19 protein-coding genes, 1 pseudogene and 1 riboswitch are annotated in these 19,155 nt (G+C 65.7%); of the genes and pseudogenes, 11 read left to right on the top strand and 9 right to left on the bottom strand.

The window, feature by feature from the left end; translation table 11 throughout:
* Positions 1 to 25: 25 nt before the first annotated feature.
* Positions 26 to 832 carry a bifunctional hydroxymethylpyrimidine kinase/phosphomethylpyrimidine kinase gene (gene thiD, locus EAE28_RS21415; protein WP_127110129.1) on the bottom strand — a complete coding sequence of 269 codons (807 nt, stop codon included), beginning with the start codon at positions 830 to 832 and terminating at the stop codon, positions 26 to 28.
* A complete protein-coding gene (locus EAE28_RS21410) occupies positions 829 to 1,272 on the bottom strand; it encodes an NUDIX hydrolase (protein WP_127110127.1) in 444 nt (147 codons plus the stop codon). Before EAE28_RS21410 ends, thiD begins: the two co-directional genes overlap by 4 nt.
* 33 nt (positions 1,273 to 1,305) lie before the next feature.
* Positions 1,306 to 1,427: riboswitch (TPP riboswitch) on the bottom strand.
* Between the two features lie 120 nt (positions 1,428 to 1,547).
* On the opposite strand from EAE28_RS21410, the gene EAE28_RS21405 reads away from it, so the two are divergent.
* On the top strand, positions 1,548 to 1,868 hold the full coding sequence (locus EAE28_RS21405; protein ID WP_127110125.1) for a 2Fe-2S iron-sulfur cluster-binding protein: 321 nt from the start codon (positions 1,548 to 1,550) through the stop codon (positions 1,866 to 1,868).
* Between the two features lie 11 nt (positions 1,869 to 1,879).
* Here EAE28_RS21405 and EAE28_RS21400 read toward each other — a convergent pair whose 3' ends face one another.
* Entirely contained in the window at positions 1,880 to 2,368 is a 489-nt protein-coding gene (locus tag EAE28_RS21400) for a MarR family winged helix-turn-helix transcriptional regulator (RefSeq protein WP_127110123.1), read from the bottom strand.
* Positions 2,369 to 2,438: 70 nt separating this feature from the next.
* Between EAE28_RS21400 and EAE28_RS21395 the strand changes: the two genes are divergently transcribed.
* From EAE28_RS21395 to EAE28_RS21360, 9 genes are all read left to right on the top strand, one after another.
* Entirely contained in the window at positions 2,439 to 4,106 is a 1,668-nt protein-coding gene (locus tag EAE28_RS21395; protein ID WP_127110121.1) for a dihydroxyacetone kinase family protein, read from the top strand.
* 79 nt (positions 4,107 to 4,185) lie between these two features.
* Entirely contained in the window at positions 4,186 to 5,394 is a 1,209-nt protein-coding gene (locus tag EAE28_RS21390; RefSeq protein ID WP_127110119.1) for a cytochrome P450, read from the top strand.
* 53 nt (positions 5,395 to 5,447) lie between these two features.
* The gene (locus tag EAE28_RS21385; protein ID WP_127110117.1) at positions 5,448 to 6,563 is read left to right on the top strand and encodes a type 2 periplasmic-binding domain-containing protein; all 1,116 of its coding nucleotides are present in this window, start codon (positions 5,448 to 5,450) and stop codon (positions 6,561 to 6,563) included.
* Positions 6,564 to 6,632: 69 nt separating this feature from the next.
* A complete protein-coding gene (locus EAE28_RS21380) occupies positions 6,633 to 7,145 on the top strand; it encodes a TRAP transporter small permease (protein ID WP_127110115.1) in 513 nt (170 codons plus the stop codon).
* 1 nt (position 7,146) lies between these two features.
* Positions 7,147 to 8,463 (top strand): TRAP transporter large permease, encoded by a 1,317-nt coding sequence (locus EAE28_RS21375; RefSeq protein ID WP_127110113.1) that lies wholly within the window; start codon positions 7,147 to 7,149, stop codon positions 8,461 to 8,463.
* 261 nt (positions 8,464 to 8,724) lie between these two features.
* Entirely contained in the window at positions 8,725 to 10,389 is a 1,665-nt protein-coding gene (locus EAE28_RS21370; protein ID WP_246022525.1) for an OpgD/OpgG family glucan biosynthesis protein, read from the top strand.
* A complete protein-coding gene (locus tag EAE28_RS23895; protein WP_164736733.1) occupies positions 10,386 to 10,559 on the top strand; it encodes a hypothetical protein in 174 nt (57 codons plus the stop codon). Before EAE28_RS21370 ends, EAE28_RS23895 begins: the two co-directional genes overlap by 4 nt.
* A 12-nt stretch (positions 10,560 to 10,571) precedes the next feature.
* Complete coding sequence (gene mdoH / locus EAE28_RS21365; protein ID WP_127110109.1) at positions 10,572 to 12,350, top strand: glucans biosynthesis glucosyltransferase MdoH; 1,779 nt, start codon at positions 10,572 to 10,574, stop codon at positions 12,348 to 12,350.
* Positions 12,337 to 13,560, top strand: coding sequence for an OpgC family protein (locus EAE28_RS21360; RefSeq protein WP_127110107.1), 1,224 nt, complete (start codon positions 12,337 to 12,339; stop codon positions 13,558 to 13,560). Before mdoH ends, EAE28_RS21360 begins: the two co-directional genes overlap by 14 nt.
* Here EAE28_RS21360 and arsH read toward each other — a convergent pair whose 3' ends face one another.
* From arsH to EAE28_RS21335, 5 genes are all read right to left on the bottom strand, one after another.
* Entirely contained in the window at positions 13,561 to 14,271 is a 711-nt protein-coding gene (gene arsH / locus EAE28_RS21355) for an arsenical resistance protein ArsH (RefSeq protein ID WP_127110105.1), read from the bottom strand.
* Positions 14,272 to 14,355: 84 nt separating this feature from the next.
* The gene (locus EAE28_RS21350; RefSeq protein ID WP_127110102.1) at positions 14,356 to 15,168 is read right to left on the bottom strand and encodes an alpha/beta hydrolase; all 813 of its coding nucleotides are present in this window, start codon (positions 15,166 to 15,168) and stop codon (positions 14,356 to 14,358) included.
* Positions 15,165 to 15,611 carry a cupin domain-containing protein gene (locus tag EAE28_RS21345; protein WP_246022522.1) on the bottom strand — a complete coding sequence of 149 codons (447 nt, stop codon included), beginning with the start codon at positions 15,609 to 15,611 and terminating at the stop codon, positions 15,165 to 15,167. Before EAE28_RS21345 ends, EAE28_RS21350 begins: the two co-directional genes overlap by 4 nt.
* 19 nt (positions 15,612 to 15,630) lie before the next feature.
* A complete protein-coding gene (locus EAE28_RS21340; protein ID WP_127110098.1) occupies positions 15,631 to 17,118 on the bottom strand; it encodes a flavin-containing monooxygenase in 1,488 nt (495 codons plus the stop codon).
* Between the two features lie 14 nt (positions 17,119 to 17,132).
* The gene (locus EAE28_RS21335) at positions 17,133 to 17,573 is read right to left on the bottom strand and encodes a cupin domain-containing protein (protein ID WP_127110096.1); all 441 of its coding nucleotides are present in this window, start codon (positions 17,571 to 17,573) and stop codon (positions 17,133 to 17,135) included.
* 126 nt (positions 17,574 to 17,699) lie between these two features.
* Here EAE28_RS21335 and EAE28_RS21330 point away from each other — a divergent pair, with 126 nt between their 5' ends.
* Positions 17,700 to 18,668 (top strand): AraC family transcriptional regulator, encoded by a 969-nt coding sequence (locus tag EAE28_RS21330; RefSeq protein WP_127110094.1) that lies wholly within the window; start codon positions 17,700 to 17,702, stop codon positions 18,666 to 18,668.
* Position 18,669: 1 nt separating this feature from the next.
* On the opposite strand, the pseudogene EAE28_RS21325 reads toward EAE28_RS21330, so the two are convergent.
* Positions 18,670 to 19,155: pseudogene (locus tag EAE28_RS21325) on the bottom strand (MBL fold metallo-hydrolase); the annotation flags it as partial.

The following is a 19,155-nucleotide window of genomic DNA, read 5'->3' as shown; positions in this document are numbered from 1 at the left end:
GCAGCGCGATGGGCGATTGCAGCGGTCAGCCTGACGGCCAAAGGGCGTGGAAATGGTGGACCGGCCCGTGGCCGTGGCCCACGTCCAGCGCATCGGCGGCAGCGAGGGCGGCGTGCAGATAGGCCTTGGCCTGCCGCACGCTCTCGACCATCCCGAGGCCGGGCAGCAGCGCCGCGATGGCCGAGGACAGCGTGCAGCCGGTGCCGTGGTCATTGGTGGTGGCGATGCGGGGCGCGGCGAAAGCGGTGACGCCACCGGCACCTGCCAGCAGGTCGGTGCTCTCTATGCTTGCGGCCAGATGCCCGCCCTTCAGCAGCACCCAGTCCGATCCCAGCGCCAGAAGTTCGGGCAGGGCGGTTTGCATATCCTCAGCGCTCCAGTCATCCGCGCGTCCCAGCAGCACAGCAGCTTCAGGCAGGTTCGGCGTGATCAGAGACGCCAGCGGCACCAGCAGGTCGCGCACCGCGGCCACCGCCTCGGGGTCCAGCAGCGCGTGGCCGCTCTTGGCGACCATCACCGGGTCCAGCACGATCTTGGCCACCTTGTGATGCCACAGTCGATCCGCCACGGCCTCGGCAATACCGGCGTTGGCGATCATGCCGATCTTCACCGCGTCGATGCGCACGTCTTCCAGAACCGCGTCGATCTGGTCGGCCACGAAGGCCGGGTCCAGCGCCACAAAGGACCGCACGCCTTGCGTGTTCTGCGCCACGACAGCGGTGATGACCGAACAGGCATAGGCCCCCAGCGCCGAGAAGGCCTTGATATCGGCCTGAATTCCCGCGCCGCCAGACGGATCGGTGCCTGCGATGGTCAGGACATTGGCGATCATGGCGCGACCTCCGCCATCAGCGCCGCCGCCTGCGCGGCGACCTCGGCCACATCGCGGCTGAGGGGCAGCTCGGCCAGACGGTCGAGCGCGATCCACCGCGCCTCGAGCGCGTCGTCTGCGGCGACGGGTTCGCCCTGCGTCCACTGGCACAGGGCGGTGATCAGGATGAAATGATGGCGCAGCGCCTCGTCGTCGCCCCGGTCCAGCGCATCCAGCGCGCCAAAGACGCGCAGCACGCGGGCAGAAACGCCGGTTTCCTCTTTCAACTCGCGCAGGGCCGCCGCGTGCAGCGTTTCGCCCCGCTCGATCTTGCCGCCCGGAAAACCCCACAGCCCGGCATCGGGCGGATTGGCGCGGCGGACAAGCAGGACGTCACCGTCGCGCACCACGACAGCGAGAATCGCGGCAACCGGGCGGTCGGGCAGGGGGGATGTCAGCATGGCGGCCTCGTGCGTTTGAGGCCGGCAAAGGAGAGAGCGCGGCGGTCCCGTCCCTTCGCCGGCATGATCCGGATCAGGTTCAAAGGGTCACTGCGCTGCGCCTTGCGGTGCGGTCAGACTCTCAGCCCCCTGTCGGGGCCCCCCTCGGTGGCGGTGATGGTATCAGGCTGCGCCCCGGGTTCAATGCTGTCTGGCAAAGGAGCGTAGAAACTTGCAGCATACTTGTTGCATAATAAACAAGTTGCAATATAAACCGTGCTGAAGAGGAGTTTCCGATGGTCAAGATTACCTTTGTGTCGGCCTCAGGCGCGCGCACTGAACTGGACGTGTCCGAAGGCACCAGCATCATGCAGGCCGCTGTGCAGAACGGCGTTGACGGCGTGATCGGCGAATGCGGCGGGGCGGCGATGTGCGCGACCTGCCATGTCCATATCGACCCGGCCTTTGCCGACAAAGTGCAGCCGATTGCCGATATCGAAGAAGCGATGCTGGACTGTGCGATGTCTCCGGTTGACGCGCGCAGCCGTCTGGGCTGTCAGATCGCGCTGGGGCCGGAACTGGACGGGGTGATCGTCCATCTGCCGCCGTCGCAATGACCGTCGGTGCGCTAGCGCCCGAGGGCCTCGCGGTCCACGGTGTCGATCTTGGACAGGTTCTGGCGCATGCGCTCGAACAGAGCGAACAGCGTGTCCAGTTCGGCCTCGTTGAACCCGTCCAGCAGCGCGGCCTCGCGCCGCAGCGCGATCGCGATGATGCGGTCATGCAGCTCTGCGCCCGAGGGGGTCAGCCACAGCAGCCGCTTGCGATCCACCAGCCGCGCGACGGCATGGCCCATCTCTTCCAGATTATGGCTCGACCGGCTGACGATGGATTTGTTCATCGCCACCATCTCGACAATGCGCATCGCCTGAATGCCGGGCTCGTTCCGCAAGGCGGACAGGATGCGCCATTCGTTCAGGCCGATGCCGAACATCTCAAGATAGAGCTGCGAGGCACCCCAGGACAGGCTGTTGTTCAGGACGGACAGGTAATAGGGCGCATAGCGCTGGGCCGTAACGGACAGATCGCGGTCGGTGATGATGTCGGTCTCGGGCATCCGGCGTCTCCTGCGTTCAGAGGTCTTTAGCGGTGACTAGGTTTAATTGCAAACTACGAGGGAGGGCACGTTGAAAAAGCTCATCAATGACGTGAAAGATGTCGTACCGCAGGCGCTGGCGGGTCTGGTTGCCACATCGAACGGTCTGCGCCTGATCGAAGGCACCACCATCGTGGTGCGCGCTGATCTGGACGCAGTGAAAGCGGCGGGCAAGGTTGCGCTGATCTCCGGTGGCGGCTCGGGGCATGAGCCGGCGCATGCGGGCTACGTCGGCGCGGGGATGCTGACGGCAGCGGTGGCGGGGGACGTGTTCGCTTCGCCCTCGACCGATGCTGTGCTGACCGCGATCCGCGCCGTGGCGGGGCCGGGGGGCGTGCTGCTGATCGTGAAGAACTACACCGGCGACCGGCTGAATTTTGGACTGGCCGCGCAAATCGCGCGCGGTGAGGGGATCGAGGCCGAAGTGCTGATCGTCGATGACGACGCGGCGCTGGGCTCGGCGGAAAAGACCGCCGGACGGCGCGGCATCGCGGGCACCGTGCTGGTGCACAAGATCGTCGGCGCTGCGGCCGAGGCCGGGCTGTCGCTGGCCGAGATCAAGGCGCGCGGCGAGGCGGCGGTCAAGGCCACCGGCTCGATGGGTGTGGCGTTGAGCCCGTGCACCGTGCCCGCCGCTGGCACGCCGAATTTCGAGCTGGGCGCGGATGAGATCGAGATGGGTCTGGGCATCCATGGCGAATCCGGGCTGGCGCGCATCACCCTGCGCCCCTCGGCGCATCTGGCCGAGGATATGATCGACACCATTGCCGCCGACCGCCGCTTCAGCGCGGGCGACCGCGTGGCGCTGTTGGTGAACAATCTGGGCTCGACCCCGCCGATGGAGGTGTCCATCGTCGCCGGCGATGCGCTCAACGCCTGTTCGCGGCTGGGGCTGGAGGTGTCGCGCGTCTGGGCAGGAACGTTCCTGACGGCGATCGACATGGCCGGGGTCTCGCTGTCGCTGATGGCGCTGGATGACGAGCGGCTCGCGGCGCTGGACGCCCCGGCCTCGGCTCCGGCGTGGATGCTGCCCGGATTGCGCACAGGAATGACGATTCCCGCGCCCGCTGCGGCGGTGGAAGCGGTGGCTGACGGGGCAGGGGAGCCTGCCGTTCTGGCCGCGCTGATCGCGGGATGCGAGGCGCTGATCAAGGCCGAGCCCGAGCTGACGCGGATGGATCAGGTGGTCGGCGACGGCGACATTGGCCGCTCGCTGGCGGGCGGGGCCGAGGCGCTGATTGCCGAGAAAGCCACGCTGGCAGGCCTGTCGGGCGCGGCGTTCTGGCGGCATGTCGGCGCGGTGGTTCGGCGCTCGACCGGGGGCACCTCGGGGCCGCTCTATGCGATCCTGGCCTTTGGGGCGGCGAACGAGCTCGACACTGCCGAGGGGGATGCCGGCACGGTGCTGGCCGCCGCTTTCGCCAGCGGTGTCAGAGCCTTGTGCGATCTGGGCGGGGCCGAGCCGGGCGACCGCACGATGGTCGATGCGCTGGCACCTGCTCTGGGCGCGATGGCGGCGGGCGGATCCCCGTCCAAGCGTCTGCGCGCGGCGGCGAAGGCCGCCGAAAGCGGGGCCGAGGCGACCAAGCAAATGAAGCCTCGCCGGGGCCGGTCCAGCTATGTCGGCGACCGGGTGCTGGGTCATCCCGATCCGGGAGCGGTGGCGGTGGCGCTGTGGCTGAACGCGGCTGCCGGCTAGATCGTTTCCAAAGATACAAGTCGCTTGCAATATAAACCCGTTGCTAATTAAACTACACGTGTTCGGAGGAGAGCGCCCCATGACCAACAGCGATTCGCTAGATCGCCCCGTGCTGGATATCGACCCGTTCAGCCGCGAGAGCATGGATAATCCCATAGCTCTGGATGAAGCGATCCGCGCGGCGGGACCGATTGCCTGGGTGCCCAAATATGGCTTCTGGATCACCGGCCACGATGCCGTGGTGCGCGAAGTGTTCGAGGATTGGCGCCGCTTTTCCTCGGCCTTTGGCACCGGGTTGACCAATGTCGTGACCGAAGAGCCGTGGCGCAAACCGTCCAGCATTCTGGAAGCCGATCCGCCCATCCACACGCCCAACCGCAAGGTGCTGGCCAAGGTTCTGTCGCCGTCGGCGCTGCGCAAGATGGCCGATGATTTCCGGGCCGAGGCTGACCGCATGGTCGACGCCTTGCTACAGCAGGACACGGTGGATCTGGCCAGCGATCTGGCCTTTGCCTTTCCGTTCAAGGTGCTGCCGGATGCGGTGGGCCTGCAACCCTCGGGGCGGCATCATCTGATGCCCTATTCCACGTTGAATTTCAACGCGATGGGGCCAAAGAACGAACGCTATCACGCGGCCCGCAAGATCGTCGAAGAGCAGGGCACCTTCGAATACGTCGCGGCGCAGATGGCCGAAGAGAACCTGCTTCCCGGCGGGTTTGGCGAGGAAATCTACGCTGCCGCACACCGGGGCGAAATCTCGCTTGAGGATGCGGGCATGCTGGTGCGTGCCTTCATCTCGGCCGGGATCGACACCACGGTCTTTGGCATCGGCATCGCCATCAAGGCGCTGATCGAAAACCCCGCGCAATGGGACAAGCTGCGCGCTGACCCTTCGCTGGCCCGTGCGGCCTTTGAAGAGGGGCTGCGTTGGTACGCGCCCAGCCCGGTGATCGGCCGCACCACCAGCGGCCCGACCGAGCTGGCGGGCGTGCAGCTGGGTGGCGGTGAAAAGGTGATGATGTGGCTGGGTGCCGCCAACCGTGACCCTGCGCGCTGGGAAGACCCTGACACCTACGACATCAGCCGCCGCACCGTGGGCCATCTGGCCTTTGGCACCGGCATTCACGGCTGCGTCGGCCAGATGGTCGCGCGGCTGGAAGCGGAATCCGTTCTGGGGGCGCTCGCGCGCAAGGTCGCGAAGATCGAGCTGATCGGCACCCCTGAGCGCGTCTACATCAACTGGCTGCGGGGGTATCACGCGCTCCCGGCCCGGCTGACGCCTGCGTAAGTTTCTGAAGAAATGCGTCCCCTTCGGGCGCGATTTACTGGGAGGAGTAAATAATGACCCTGACAAAGACCCTGACCCTGACGAGCGCGCTGACGCTGCTCGCCACCGGCGCGCTGGCGCAGACCCCGATCTATGGATCGTGGCCGCCCGCCTCGGATTACCTGAACACCGACACGCTGCCCGAAGCCTTCGCGATGATGTCCGAAGCCACCGGTGGCGCGCTGGAGTGGGAGCTGATCGCCGGTGGCCAGTTGGCCGATGGCCGCGGCACGCTGGCGGCGGTGACCGACGACCTGATGCAGGCTGGCCTGCAGATTCCGGTCTATACGCCCGAGGCGATGCCCTCGTTCACGCTGCTCTATTCGGTCGTCGTGCCGGGTGATGACCCCATGGCCGTCGCCGCTGCCGCCGCCGAGACCGTCTTCCTGCACTGCCCATCTTGCCTGCAAGAAGCGCGTGACAACAACGTGCTGCCGTTCGGCGGCTTTGCTTCGGCCTCGTACCGGCTGATGTGCACCTCGCCGGTCTCGTCGCTTGAGCAGATGTCCGGCCTGCGCATCCGCGCCACCGGCGGCTATGGCGAAATGGCGATCATGGGCGGCGGCACCCCGCTGTCGGTCACGCTGACCGAGGCTGTGGGCCTGTTGCAACGCGGCGGTCTGGATTGCCTGATGGCGACCCGCGAATGGCTGCAAACCTATGGCTACGGCGAATACGCCCGCTATGTCACCGATCTGCCGCTGGGCAACTCCAGCCCCGCTGTCGGCTTCCTGATGAACCGCGATCTGTTCATGGGTCTGTCGGCGGACGAGCAGCAGGCGATGATGCGGGCCTCGGCCTTCATCACCGCCAAGCACACGATCGGCAACTACGTGATCCGCGATCAGGAAAGCTTTGAGAACCAGCAAGAGGTCAACGGCGTCGAACTGGTTGCACCCGACGCCGGTCTGACCGCGATGGTCGAAGGCTTCTCGGCCCATGACCGCGCGCGTCTGCTGGAAGCCGGCGAGCGTCTGGGCGTCGAAGACCCCGCCGCGCTGATCGACACCTATCTCGCGGCTGTCGAACGCTGGCGCCCGATCTCGGCCGAGCTGGGCAATGACGTCGAAGCCATGACCCAGCGCATCTGGGATGAGGTCTTCTCGCAGGTTGATCCCTCGACCCTGTAAGCTTGCCTCTTTGGCCGGGGGCGTGTCAAACGCCCCCGGCTTTCCCTTTCGCGCACCCGAGGACGTGACATGAAATTCTTCCACCGCTTGGTGAGCTGGATCGCCAACGCGCTCTTTGCCGTGTCGATGGTCGCCGGTGTCCTGATGATGCTGCACGTCACCATCGACGTGATCGCGCGCTCGTTCTTCAACAGCCCGCTGGCGGGCACCGGCGAGATCACGGCGAGCTATTACATGATCGCCGTCGCCTTCCTGCCCATCGCCTGGGTGACGCTGCGCGACCAGCATGTGACCGCCGACATCTTTGTCAGCGCCTTGCCGCGCCTTTTTCAGACGGTGATCGCGCTGTTGGTCGATGTGCTGGTGATCCTCTATGTCAGCGCTTTCGTCTGGCAAACGTGGATCTCCGCTGCCGCCCGCACCGAACGCGGCGAGGTCTGGGAAATCCTTGGCGGCTATCTGCCCATCTGGCCGACGCGCTGGATCCTGCCGGTGGCAGGGGCGGCGATGGTGCTGACGATGATTTTCCGGCTGTTCGCCAAACTGACCAATACCAACCCCGTGACCGGGGAGAAGGCCTGACATGGACGCCCTTCAATTCGGACTGGCCACGCTGGGCATCATGCTGACCCTGATCGCGCTGCGCGTGCCTATTGGCGTCGCGCTGGGCGTGGTCTCGGTGCTGGGTCTGGCCTATGTGCGCAACTTCAACATCGCGCTGTCGATCTTGCGCGAGACGCCCTTTGCCTTTGCCGCCAGCTGGGATCTGACCGCGATCCCGATGTTCCTGCTGATGGGGGCGATTGCCAACCATTCGGGGATTTCGTCGTCGCTGTTCCGCGCTGCCCGCCTGTGGTTCAGCGCGCTGCCCGGCGGTCTGGCCGTCGCGGCCAACATGGCCAGCGTCGGCTTTGCCGCGGCCTGTGGTTCGTCGCTGGCATCCTCGGCCGCGATGGGGCGGCTGGCGATCCCCGAGATGCTGCGCGTCGGTTATGACAGGGCGCTGGCGACCGGGGTTGTGGCCTCGGCTGGCACCTTGGCCGCGCTGATCCCGCCGTCGATCATGCTGGTGCTGTACGGCGTCTTCGCCGAGGTTTCTATCTCGCGCCTGCTGATCGCCGGGATCGTGCCGGGCATCCTGACCGCGACCGCCTATGTCGCGCTCATCGTCATCCGCTGCAAGCTCAACCCGGCGCTGGCCCCCAAGCTGGACGATACCGAACTGGCCACGCTCAAGGCCGACCGCATGTCGGCCCTGCGCGAGGTCTGGCCGGTCACGCTGCTGATCCTTGGCATCATCGGCGGGCTCTATGGCGGCATCGTCACGCCGACCGAAGCCGGGGCCACCGGGGCCGCGCTGGCGCTGGTGATCGCGCTGGCTCAGCGCCGCATCTCGATGCCCAATTTCATCGACGCGCTGCGCGAATCGATGTCAGGCACGGCGCAGATATTCTTCGTCGGCATGGGTGCGGTGATGTACACGCGCCTGCTGTCACTGACCGGCGTATCCTCGCTGCTGGCGGATATGGTCGGCGGCTGGGCGGGTGATCCGATTCTGGTGATCCTTGCCATCTCGCTGGTGTTTCTGGTGCTGGGCATGTTCCTGGACCCGCTGGGCATCATGCTGATCACGCTGCCGGTGTTCCTGCCGATGATGAAAGCGCTGGATCTGGACCTGATCTGGTTCGGCATCATCGTGGTGAAATACGTCGAGATCGGCATGATCACCCCACCATTAGGCATGAACGTCTTTGTGGTGAAATCGGTGGTGGGTGATTCGGTCCCGATCTGGACGATCTATCGCGGCGTGCTGTGGTTCCTGCTGGCCGAGGTCGTTGTGATGGCCCTGCTTATCAGCTTCCCGCAGATCACCCTGTTCCTGCCTGATCTGATGCGCTGATCCACGCCTGACGTGGTCGAAATTCGGCTGTGCGAGAGCCCCGTGCGCGGGTTCTTGCGCAGCCGTTTTGCATTTTCTTCGCCGCGATGAACAAATCCGCGCGACGTGGCTTGTGTTTGTGCAGGGAAGGACTTCTCTGTGATGCCGCGCCGCTTAGATGAGCAGGATTCTGCCACGCAGCATCTTGGGCGTGTTTCTTGCTGCACCGCAAAATTACCGGTGTGGTAAGAGGTTAACCGAATGATTGAATGGAGACTGCGTGTGTCTAAGTTGTCTGGCCATCTGACCGAGGCTCTGACCACCCACTACCCCAGCCGCCGCCGCTTTCTGGCGGGGCTGGCCGGAACCGTTGCAGCCGCAGCGCTGCTGGCCCCTGCCCACCTGCGCGCGCAAGAGGTGGCTCCTGTCGAAGCCGCACCCGAACCCGCGCCGGTCGAGGCAGCGCCGCCTGCTGCGCCTCAACCGCAGCCGTTTTCCTATGAGATCCTGACCGAAGCGCAGCGTCTGGCCAGCGAATCCGCGCCGCCCGCGCCTGAAGCGATCGAGGGTTTTCTGGCCGATCTGGACTATGACGGCTACCAGCGCATCCGCTTCCGTCCGGCCCGCGCGCGGTGGCAGGACCCGGCGCAGAACTTCCGTCTGCACGCCTTCCATCTAGGCTGGCTGTTCGAAGAGCCGGTGCACATCCACGAGATCGTCGAGGGCAATGCGCTGCCGATGGATTTCTCGACCGCCGACTTCGAGTACGGCGGCGCGCTGGCTGAGTCGGTTCCGGCCGATGCCGTGATGCCCGGCGTTGCCGGGTTCCGTCTGCACACGCCGCTCAACCGTGCCGATATCTTTGACGAGCTGATTGCCTTTCTGGGCGCCAGCTATTTCCGCGCGCTTGGCCGTGACACGGTCTATGGCCTGTCCGCGCGCGGTCTGGCCGTGAACACCGCCCTGTCGGGACGCGAGGAATTCCCGCGCTTCACCGATTTCTGGCTCGAGCGCCCGCTGCCCGGCCAGACCAGCGTCACGCTCTACGCCGCGCTTGCCAGCGATTCCGTCACCGGCGCTTACCGCTTTGTCATCACGCCGGGCGAGAATACCGTGGTCGAGGTCACCGCCCGGCTGTTCCTGCGCGCCGATGTCGCGCAACTGGGTCTGGCGCCGCTGACCTCGATGTTCCTGTTCGGCGGGGCCGATCCCGGCGCGTTCGAGGATTTCCGCGCCGCCGTGCATGACAGCGAGTATCTGGTGCTCAACAGCCGCGAGGGCGACACCTATGTGCGCGCGCTCAACAACCCGGTGCGGCTGGCCAGCTCGTATCTGCGCTCGGACAACCCGGCCTCGTTCGGGCTGGTCCAGCGGTCGCGCGATTTCGGTGATTACCTCGATGCCCAGGCGCATTACGAATCGCGCCCCTCGCTGATGGTCGAGCCTTTGGGCGACTGGGGCCGGGGTTCCGTGCGTCTGGTGGAAATCCCGTCGGATCTGGAAGGCAATGACAACATCGTCGCCTTCTGGGTGCCCGAGGGGGATTTCAAGCAGGGCAACGCGCTGGAGCTGAGCTATCGGTTGCACTGGGGCCGGACCCCGCCGGGCGACCGCAATGTCGAACGCGCCACTATTTTGCGCACACGTGCCGGTCATGGCGGCGTTGCCGGGGTGGCAGCGGCAACAGACCGCCGAAAATTCGTGATCGATTTCCAGGGCGGACTTTTGGGGGAACTTTCCGCAGATGCGGACGTTTCAGCCCAGGTCAGCGCGGACAGGGGTGTCGTCACCGAAGCCATTGTCAGCAAGATCAGCGGAACCGAGATCTGGCGCCTCGTACTTGAGGTGCAAAGCGATCCCGGTGCGGTGGTTGAGCTACGCGCAAGCGTGACCGGATTTGACCGGGTGCTGACCGAGACATGGCTTTACCAATGGGTGCGGGAATGAACGCCGAACCGAATACGATGATGACCGAAACCGCCGACGTGGTGCCCGCAGCGCATTGGGCGCCGCCGGCGGCACCGCTGGACATGCCGCGTCAGCGGCTGGAAGCGCCGGTAGCCCGGTTGTCTCTGGTGCGCCTGATCGCGCAGTTGCTGCCGCGTCAGCGCGTCTGATTGCGCCTGCGCATGGGGGCTCCCTTGAAAGCGGATTTCCGCACGCTGCTGGTTCGGACGGCGGCGCTGTCCTTCACCGCGCTTGCCGCGCTGACGGCGACGTCCTTGCTGGCCGAAGCGGCGATTCAGGACGGTGTCGATCTATGGGACGTCGTGCGCGGCGTGCTGATCTTTGTCACCACGGCCTGGCTGGCCTGGGGGGCATCGCTGTCTTTCGTCGGCCTGTGGCCGATGCGTGTCAAACCGGTGCCAGACCTTCAGGGGCCGCAGCCCTCGCTGGTCATCCTGATGCCGATCTGCAACGAGGATCCGGTCAGCACCTTCGCGCGCATCGCCGCGATGGACCGCTCGATCCGCGACGCGGGTCTGACGGCGGATATCGCCATCCTGTCCGACACCCGCGACGAGGCTGCGGCGCTGCGCGAACGTCACGTATACGTCCGCCTGCTCAGCCAGACCAACGGGGCAGGGCGTATCTTCTACCGCCGCCGCTCGGACAACCGGGGCCGCAAGGCGGGCAATATCGAGGAGTTCATCCGTTCCTCGGGTGCCGCCTATGATTTCGCGGTCATTCTGGACGCCGACAGCCTGATGGAGGGCGCTGCCATCCGTCAGATGTTGGCCCGCATGCAGGCCGACCCGAAACTGGGCCTGTTGCAGACCCTGCCGAAGATCATCGGCGCACAATCCTTCTTTGGCCGCGCCATGCAGTTTGCTGCCGGGTTCCACGGTCCCGTCTTCACGCGCGGTCTGGCGCGGATGCAGGGCCAGACCGGCCCGTTCTGGGGCCATAACGCGATCATCCGCGTCCGCGCCTTCGCGGAAAGCTGCGGGTTGCCGGAACTGAGCGGGCGTCCCCCGTTCGGCGGGCATATCCTGAGCCACGACTATGTCGAGGCCGCGCTGCTCGCCCGCGCCGGGTGGAGCGTGCAGGTCGACGGCTCGATCGAAGGCTCGTTCGAGGAAGGCCCCGAGAACCTGCTCGCCTTTGCCAAACGCGACCGCCGCTGGTGTCAGGGCAACCTGCAGCACAGCCGCCTGCTGTTCGCGCCGGGTCTGTCGGCGTGGAGCCGGTTTGTGTTCCTGCAAGGCATCTTCGCGTATCTCGTCTCGGTCCTGTGGGGTGCGTTCCTGATCGCCTCCATCGTGGCGACCATCGCGGCCCCGCTGCCCAACTACTTCCCCGAGCCGCATCTGCTGTTCCCGGTCTTCCCTGACGACCGCACCAAGGAAATCACCGCGCTGGTGTTCGGCATTGCCGGACTGCTTGTGTTGCCCAAGCTGGCCATCCTCATCGGCGCTGCGGTCTCGGGCCGGGTGCGCGGCTTTGGCGGCACCGACCGGGCGGCGGCTTCGGTGGCGGTGGAAATCCTGCTGTCATCGCTGCTGGCGCCGGTGATGCTGCTCTATCAGGGGCGTGCCGTGTTTCAGGTGTTGATCGGCTACGATGGCGGCTGGCCTGCCAACCAGCGCGGCGAAGGACGGCTGAGCCTGACCCAAGGGCTGCGCGCGGGTCTGTGGATCAGCGCCATCGGGGCTGCGGCACTGGCACTGGTCGCGCGCATTGCGCCCGAACTGGCGCTGTGGCTGATGCCGGTCAGCCTTCCGATGCTGGCCGCGCCGCTGCTGATCGCGCTGACCTCGCGCCCGCTTACCCGCAGCGTGTTCATCACACCCGCTGAGGGGGAACCGTCGCCCGTGACCCGTGACTACCGCGCGATTGTGGCGCGGTGGGAGCAGGGCGAGGAGGTGCAGACCGCGCTGCCGGAGGGTGCCGATGTCGCACTCTGAGCGCCGCGATCCTGTGAGCGTGCCCAAACGCGCGCGCGATCCGCGCATCGATGCGTTTCGCGGGCTGGCGCTGGTGATGATCTTTATCGATCACGTGCCGGGCAACCCGTTCGAGTATCTGACGATCCGCAACCTTGGGTTTTCCGACGCCGCCGAGTCCTTCTTTATCCTGTCCGGCATCGCCGCCGGGCTGGCCTATTCCGGGCGTTTCCTGCCCGAAGCGCGCGCCAAGACCGGGCTTTGGTCCGCCGTGCAGCCGATGTGGAGCCGGGCGTGGGTCTTGTACCTGATGCAGATCTTCATGACCCTGTGGGCCATCGCGATCTTTTCCTTTGGCGCGCAGGCGTTCGACCTGCCGCAGATGCTGACCATCATCAACCTGCGGCAGGTGTTCGAGAATACCGAGCAGGCGCTGCTGGGCATCCCGTTGCTGACGCATCAGCTGGGCTATGTGAACATCCTGCCCGCCTATAGCGTGCTGCTGTTCATCGGCCCGGCGCTGATCCTGCTGGGCCTGCGCCACCCTATGCTGCTGGTCGGGCTGTCTGCGGCCGTCTGGCTGGCGGCGGGGATCTGGCGGCTCAACCTGCCCAATTTTCCCAACGAGGGCGGCTGGTTCTTTAATCCCGTCGCCTGGCAGGCGGTGTTCGTGGCGGGGCTGCTGACCGGCATCTACTTGCGCAAGGGCGAGCGCTTTGTGCCGCGCAATCCCTATCTGTTTGCGGCGGCGCTGGGTTATCTGGTGCTGGTAGTGGCATGGCGCTACCTGCCCGGTCTGGGCGAGGTGCTGAACCATCAGATGGCGCGGTTGGGCGCTCTGGGCGTGCCGTTCAACGTGGTCTCGCATGACAAGACCTATCTGGCGCTGCCCCGTTTCCTGCATGTGCTGGCGATGTTCTATGTGCTGTCGTGCCTGCCGGTGGTGACGCGCATTGCCGCGCATGCGCTGGCGGCACCGTTGCGGCTGATGGGGCGGCAGGGGCTCTTGGTCTTCGTCTCGGGCACCCTGCTGGCGCTGGTGTTTCAGGTGATCATGACCAACTGGGAACAGGCGGGCTGGTTGGCCTGGGTGTTGCCGCCGCTGGGCGTAGCAGGGATGATTGCCATCGCCTGGGTGGCCGAGTGGCAAAAGGCCCTGCGCAAACCCAAGGGTGCGCCGGTGGTGCTGCCCGCCCGCCGCAGCGCGGGCGAGGCGATGGCGGCAGAGTAATCAGATCTTGGTATGGTTGACCCGCGCCATCAGCGCCTCGGCACTTTCCTTGCGCTCGCTGTAGCGGTCGGTCAGATAGGCGGCACTGTCACGGGTCAGCAGGGTGAATTTCACCAGCTCTTCCATCACATCGACCATCCGGTCGTAATAGGGAGAGGGCAGCATCCGGTCGTCATCGTCAAACTGCTGGAACGCCTTGGCGACCGAGGATTGGTTGGGGATTGTCAGGCAGCGCATCCAGCGGCCCAGAATGCGCAACTGATTGACCGCGTTGAAACTTTGCGACCCGCCCGAGACCTGCATCACCGCCAGTGTCTTGCCCTGCGTCGGGCGCACGGCCCCCAGCGACAGCGGAATCCAGTCGATCTGCGCCTTCATGATGCCGGTCATCGACCCGTGCCGTTCGGGCGAGCACCAGACCATCCCTTCGCTCCAGCTGACCAGATCGCGCAGCTCCTGCACCTTGGGATGCGCGGCGTCGGCATCGTCGGGTAGCGGCAGGCCCGAGGGGTTGAAGCTGCGGGTCTCGGCCCCCAGCCGGGTCAGGACGCGCGCGGCTTCCTCGTTCATCAGGCGGCTGAACGAACGGGCGCGCAGCGATCCGTGCAGCAGCAGGATGCGCGGCGCATGGGTGGCACGCCGGGCTGGGTGCAGGCGGCTCAGGTCAGGGGCGGCGAAATGCGCATCGTCGAGCTGGGGGGTGTCGGTCATCGGTCGGCCCTTTGCTGGCGGGCCGCAGAAAACATACGCCCGGTCCCGCGCATACGGAACCGGGCAGGGGGCGTCAATCAAGGGTCAGCCCAGAAAGGCGTCACAGAGCGGGCTCTGCGGATCTTTGAGCGCCTCGATCACCGAGAAATGGTGATGAACGCTGTCCACGACGCAGCGCGTCTGCGCGTCCAGCCCGTCCCACATCATCGCCATCAGCTGCGCCTGCCGGATGAACTCGGGCAGCTCGCCGCCACCGACCCACGCGGTCAGCTGCCCGCCGGGCAGGGGGCGGTGAAGCGCCGGGCTTTCCGCTGTCGCCTCCGCCATGTCCAGATGCAGCGTCTCGTTCATGCCGGTGTGCAGCAGCGGGCGCAGATCGTGCAAGCCGCTGATCGACAGGACGTGTTCGATCCGGTCGGTGACAGCAGCGGGCAGGGCGGTGTCCTGACAGAGCATCCGCGCCACCAGATGCCCGCCCGCTGAATGCCCCGACAAGCGGATCGGGCCGGCAACGCGCTCGGCCGCGACGGTGAGCGCGCGGGTGATTTGCTGCGTGATCTCGCTGATCCGGGCGTTCGGCGTCAGCGTGTAACTGGGCAATGCCACCGCCCAGCCCCGCGCCCGCGCGCCCTCGGCAAACTGCGACCAATGCGCCTTTTCCAGCCGCATCCAGTAGCCGCCATGCACGAACACCGCCAGGCCCTTGGGCGAGCCCTCGGGCCAGACGATGTCCAGCTTTTCGCGCGGTGCATCGCCGTAGGCAATGTCCTGCTCGACACGTACGCCGCTGTCGCGGTACGCCGCGCCCTCGGCGGCCCAATGGGCGGGCAGCTGCGCTGATCCCGCCACATGGGCCATGTTGTCAAAGGCGCGGTTCCAATCCCGGCTGGGCGTCATTCATTCGCCTCGGGCGGCAGGAACTCCACATCATGCTCGGCCGAGACCCGCACCACCGCGTCGGTGTCGGTCATCCCGTTCAGCTCCATGAACAGCTCTTGCAGCTTGCCAGCCGGTGAGACCCAGAACAGCGCGCGCACCGGCTTGTCGGATTTGTTGAAATACCCGTGCGGAATGCCACGCGGCATGCGCACCAGATCGCCCGCTTTGGCCTTGGTCCACTGGCCGTCCAGCTTCAGATCCAGCTCGCCCTCCTGCACCAGAATGAATTCATCCTGCGTGGGGTGGATGTGCACGGGCACGAACTGGCCGGGGGCCGAGTTCGCCTCGAACGCAAAGCTCGAGTCGCAATGGGATTTCAGGTAGTAGGTCTGCCCGAGGATATCGAGCTTGGTGCCCGTCCCGTTCGGCGTGACGCCTTTGTCCAGCGCTTTGGTCATCATCGTGTCTCCCTGTCAGGTCTCAGCCTGCGTGATACTGGGGGGTGGTCGCCAGAAAGCGGCCATAGGCGGCAGCATCCGGTGGCGAGAAGGTTTCGGCAAGCGGGTTGCTGCGTTTCCATTGGCGCGCGCCCATGTCCTGCAGCAGCTCGTCAAAATGGTGGAAGTGGAACGGGGCCGAGCACAGCCCGCCATAGATCTGCGCGGCGGGGCGCTCATTGCGCTTCCAGTGCAGCATCTGGTCGATGTTCTGACCCATCTGCTGCGAGGTCGGCTGGTTGGCCAGCTGCCCGTCAGCATAACGCACCAGCCAGTTGGCGACCATCTCGGCCGACAGCACCGTGCAGAAGCTGGAGTTGAAGCCGACAAAGCCCATGTCCGGCAGGTCAGGATTCACCGCCAGCCGGTAGACGCGGTACTGCCCGTCACTCTCGATCAGCTTGTCGCGGTAGGCCTGCGGCAGATAGGGGATGCCCAGCTTCCAGCCGACGGCCAGCACCGACACATCGCAGTCGATCACGTCGCCCGTGGTCAGGGTCAGTTTCTTGCCGTCGTAATGGTCATAGGTGCCGATCACCGGCTTGATCTTGCCTGCATTCAGCGCCTCGAACAGCCCCGGTGTGACGATGGGGACCGAGCACGAGACGTCCTTCTCGATGGGAATGGTCGGCACCATGTTGTGCTTCTTCAGCCCCAGTTGCAGCTTGAGCAGCGTCTCCAGCCCGCGAAAATTGGCCCAGACCAAGGGCTTGGTGATCGCCTCGACCAGCTTCTTGCCCGGCCCGCGCCCCCAGCCGTTGAACTGCATCTCCTGCGCGCGCATGTAGAGCAGGTTCTTGAAGTTGATCCCGCCGACGTAATACGGGATGCGCCAGACATTCTCGCGGTAGACCAGCGTCACCTGCTTGGCACCGTTTTTCACCGCGTTGACCGCGATGTCGGTGGCCGATTTCGACCCGCCCAGCACGACGACGCTCGCGCCCTGACAGATCGACGGATCGGTGTAGTCGGACGAGTGCATGATCTTGCCCCCCGCCGCGACAAAGCTGTCCTGACCGGGGTGGCTGATGATGTTCTTTTCCGAAAACTGCCCGGTGCAGATCGCCACGAAATCAACGTCCTGCGTCCATTCCTGCCCGCCTGCATCCAGCGTCAGGGTCCAGCCCGGTTTGCCATCCGCGCGCCGGTCCATGGATTTCACTTCCGTGTTCAGCCGAAACAACCGCGCCAGACCGTGCTTGGCGGCATAGGCATGCAGATAGGCGTGGACCTGCGGGCCTTTGGGCCATTGCGGGTACTCGGCGGGCATCGGCAGATCGGTGTAGCAATACAGCTCCTTGGGCGATTGCGTCTGCACGTCGGGGTACGAGCGCGACAGCTCCCACACCCCGCCGAAATCCGCGCTGCGCTCATAGCCCAGCACGCGGTGGCCCTTTTCGTCAAAGGCCTTGGCAGCGGCCAGCCCGCTGATGCCGCCGCCGATAACCGCCACGATTTTGCGTTCAACCATGGTGATGCGCCCCCTCAGCCCGCGTCCGGGGGCGGCAGGAAGTCGACCTCGTACATCGCAGACAGCCGCACCAGTTCAGCGGGGTCGGTCACGCCGTCGAGCTTGCCGAACAGATCGAACAGCTTGCGCGCCGGGGCGACGCCGAAGACGCAGGTGGCCTCGGTGCCTGAACGGTTGAAGATGCCATGCGCGATGCCCATCGGCATCTTGATCGTGTCGCCGGGACCGGCTTTGTGGACGTCGCCGCCGAATTCGACCTCAAGGTTGCCGGTCAGCATATAGATCCACTCGTCCTGCGTCGGGTGGATATGGGGCGGCACGAAGGTGCCGTCGGGCACATGCGCGTGCCAGATGAACACGTTGGGGCTGTGCAGTTTGGGGGTGTAGGTATGGCCGACGACGTTCCAGCTTTTGCCGCCGATTGCGTCGCTTTGTGGTGTGACTCCAAGTTCCATGTTTTGCCGTCTCCCTGTTTTTATTGGCTCAGGAGAGGATGCCAGAGCGCAGCCGCGCTGATTATCCAGATTGCGAGTCCAATATCTCAAGCTTGAAATGTGCGTTTTTCGGCGTAGCATGACGCGATGCACAGCCCTGAGCTTCTTGCCGCCTACCCTGTCCTGCGGACCCGCGATCTGGACGCGGCGCGGGCGGCTGTGTCACAGCGCTACTGCGATCACCGGCTGACCCTGCCGCAGGGCCGCGGGCTCGATGTGCGCCACAACCATGTGCGCGGCACGAACCTGTCGCTGAACCTGCTGGGCTATGGCGGCGACGTCGCGATCGATCCGGGGCAGTTGCGCGACTTCTATCTGTTGCAGCTGCCGCTGGCCGGGACGGCCCGCATCCAGCACCGGGGGTATGAGGTCGACGCCAGCCCTGCGCGCGGGACGATCATCAGCCCGGACCGGCCGACGCGGATGGAATGGCGGGGCGATTGCGTCAAGCTGATGGTGCAGATCGACCGCGCTTTCCTGAACCGCGTGGCCGAGGATGATCTGGGCATCCCGCTGCCCGGCCCGATCCGCTTTGACCCGGCGGTGGACCTGACGCGTGAAGCGGGGCGCACGCTGAAAACCCTGACGCTGGCCATGGCCCGCGCGATTGATGCGGGCTCGCTGTCGGTCGAGCGGCAAAGCCTGCGCCAGATGAGCGTCGAGCACGAGATCGCGCGCATGTTGCTGGAACTGCAGCCCAGCAACATCAGTCATTTGATGGACCGCACGGCAACCCGCGTCGCCCCGCGCCAGTTGCGCCGGGCGATTGGGTTTATCCACGAGGCTTATGCCGAAGAGCTGCGGCTGGAGGATATCGCCGCCGCCGCCGAAGCCCATCCGCGCACTTTGCAGATTGCCTTCAAAGACGCGCTGGGCATGACGCCGATGTCCTATCTGCGCAAGGTGCGGCTGGACATGGCGCGCTATCGGCTGTCGGCGCGGGTGGTGACCGAGAGCGTGACAGACGTCGCCTTTGGCTGCGGCTACACGCATCTCGGTCGGTTTGCGCGCGATTACCGCGCGCAATTCGGGCATTCGCCCAGTGTGAGGGACTGACTCAGCCCTGCAGGTCTTTCCACATCTGCTGATCGCGTTCGGCGGTCCAGATGCGGGGGGTGTCGATGCCGCGGGCCTCGTCATAGGCGCGGCCGACGTTGAAGGGCAGGCAGTGCTCGTAGATCGCGTAGTCCTTGAACTTGGGGTCGCACTCGGCGCGCACCGCGTCCCAGGCCTCTTTCAGCGAGCCGCCGCGCGCCGCGACGCGCTGCACCGGGCGGTAGGTGCTCTCGACGAAATCGCGGGTATTGGCCAGCGCGCTCGCGACCATCTCGCGACCGACCAGCGCATCGCCCCGACCCGGCGCGATGGCGATGGGGTCATAGGCGGCGATGGCGTCCAGCGTGGCGCCCCAGTCGGCGAAATGGCCATCGCCGCAGTAGCAGGCCGAGTGGTATTCGACGATATCGCCGGTGAACATCACGCCCGCGTCGGGCACCCAGACGACGGCGTCGCCCGCCGTGTGGGCGCGGCCGGGGGTCAGGAT

It is taken from the genome of Pararhodobacter zhoushanensis (assembly GCF_003990445.1).
Lineage (GTDB): Bacteria > Pseudomonadota > Alphaproteobacteria > Rhodobacterales > Rhodobacteraceae > Pararhodobacter > Pararhodobacter zhoushanensis.
The sequence above is the reverse complement of the archived record's forward strand: the minus strand, read 5'-3'. Positions and strand labels throughout refer to the sequence as shown.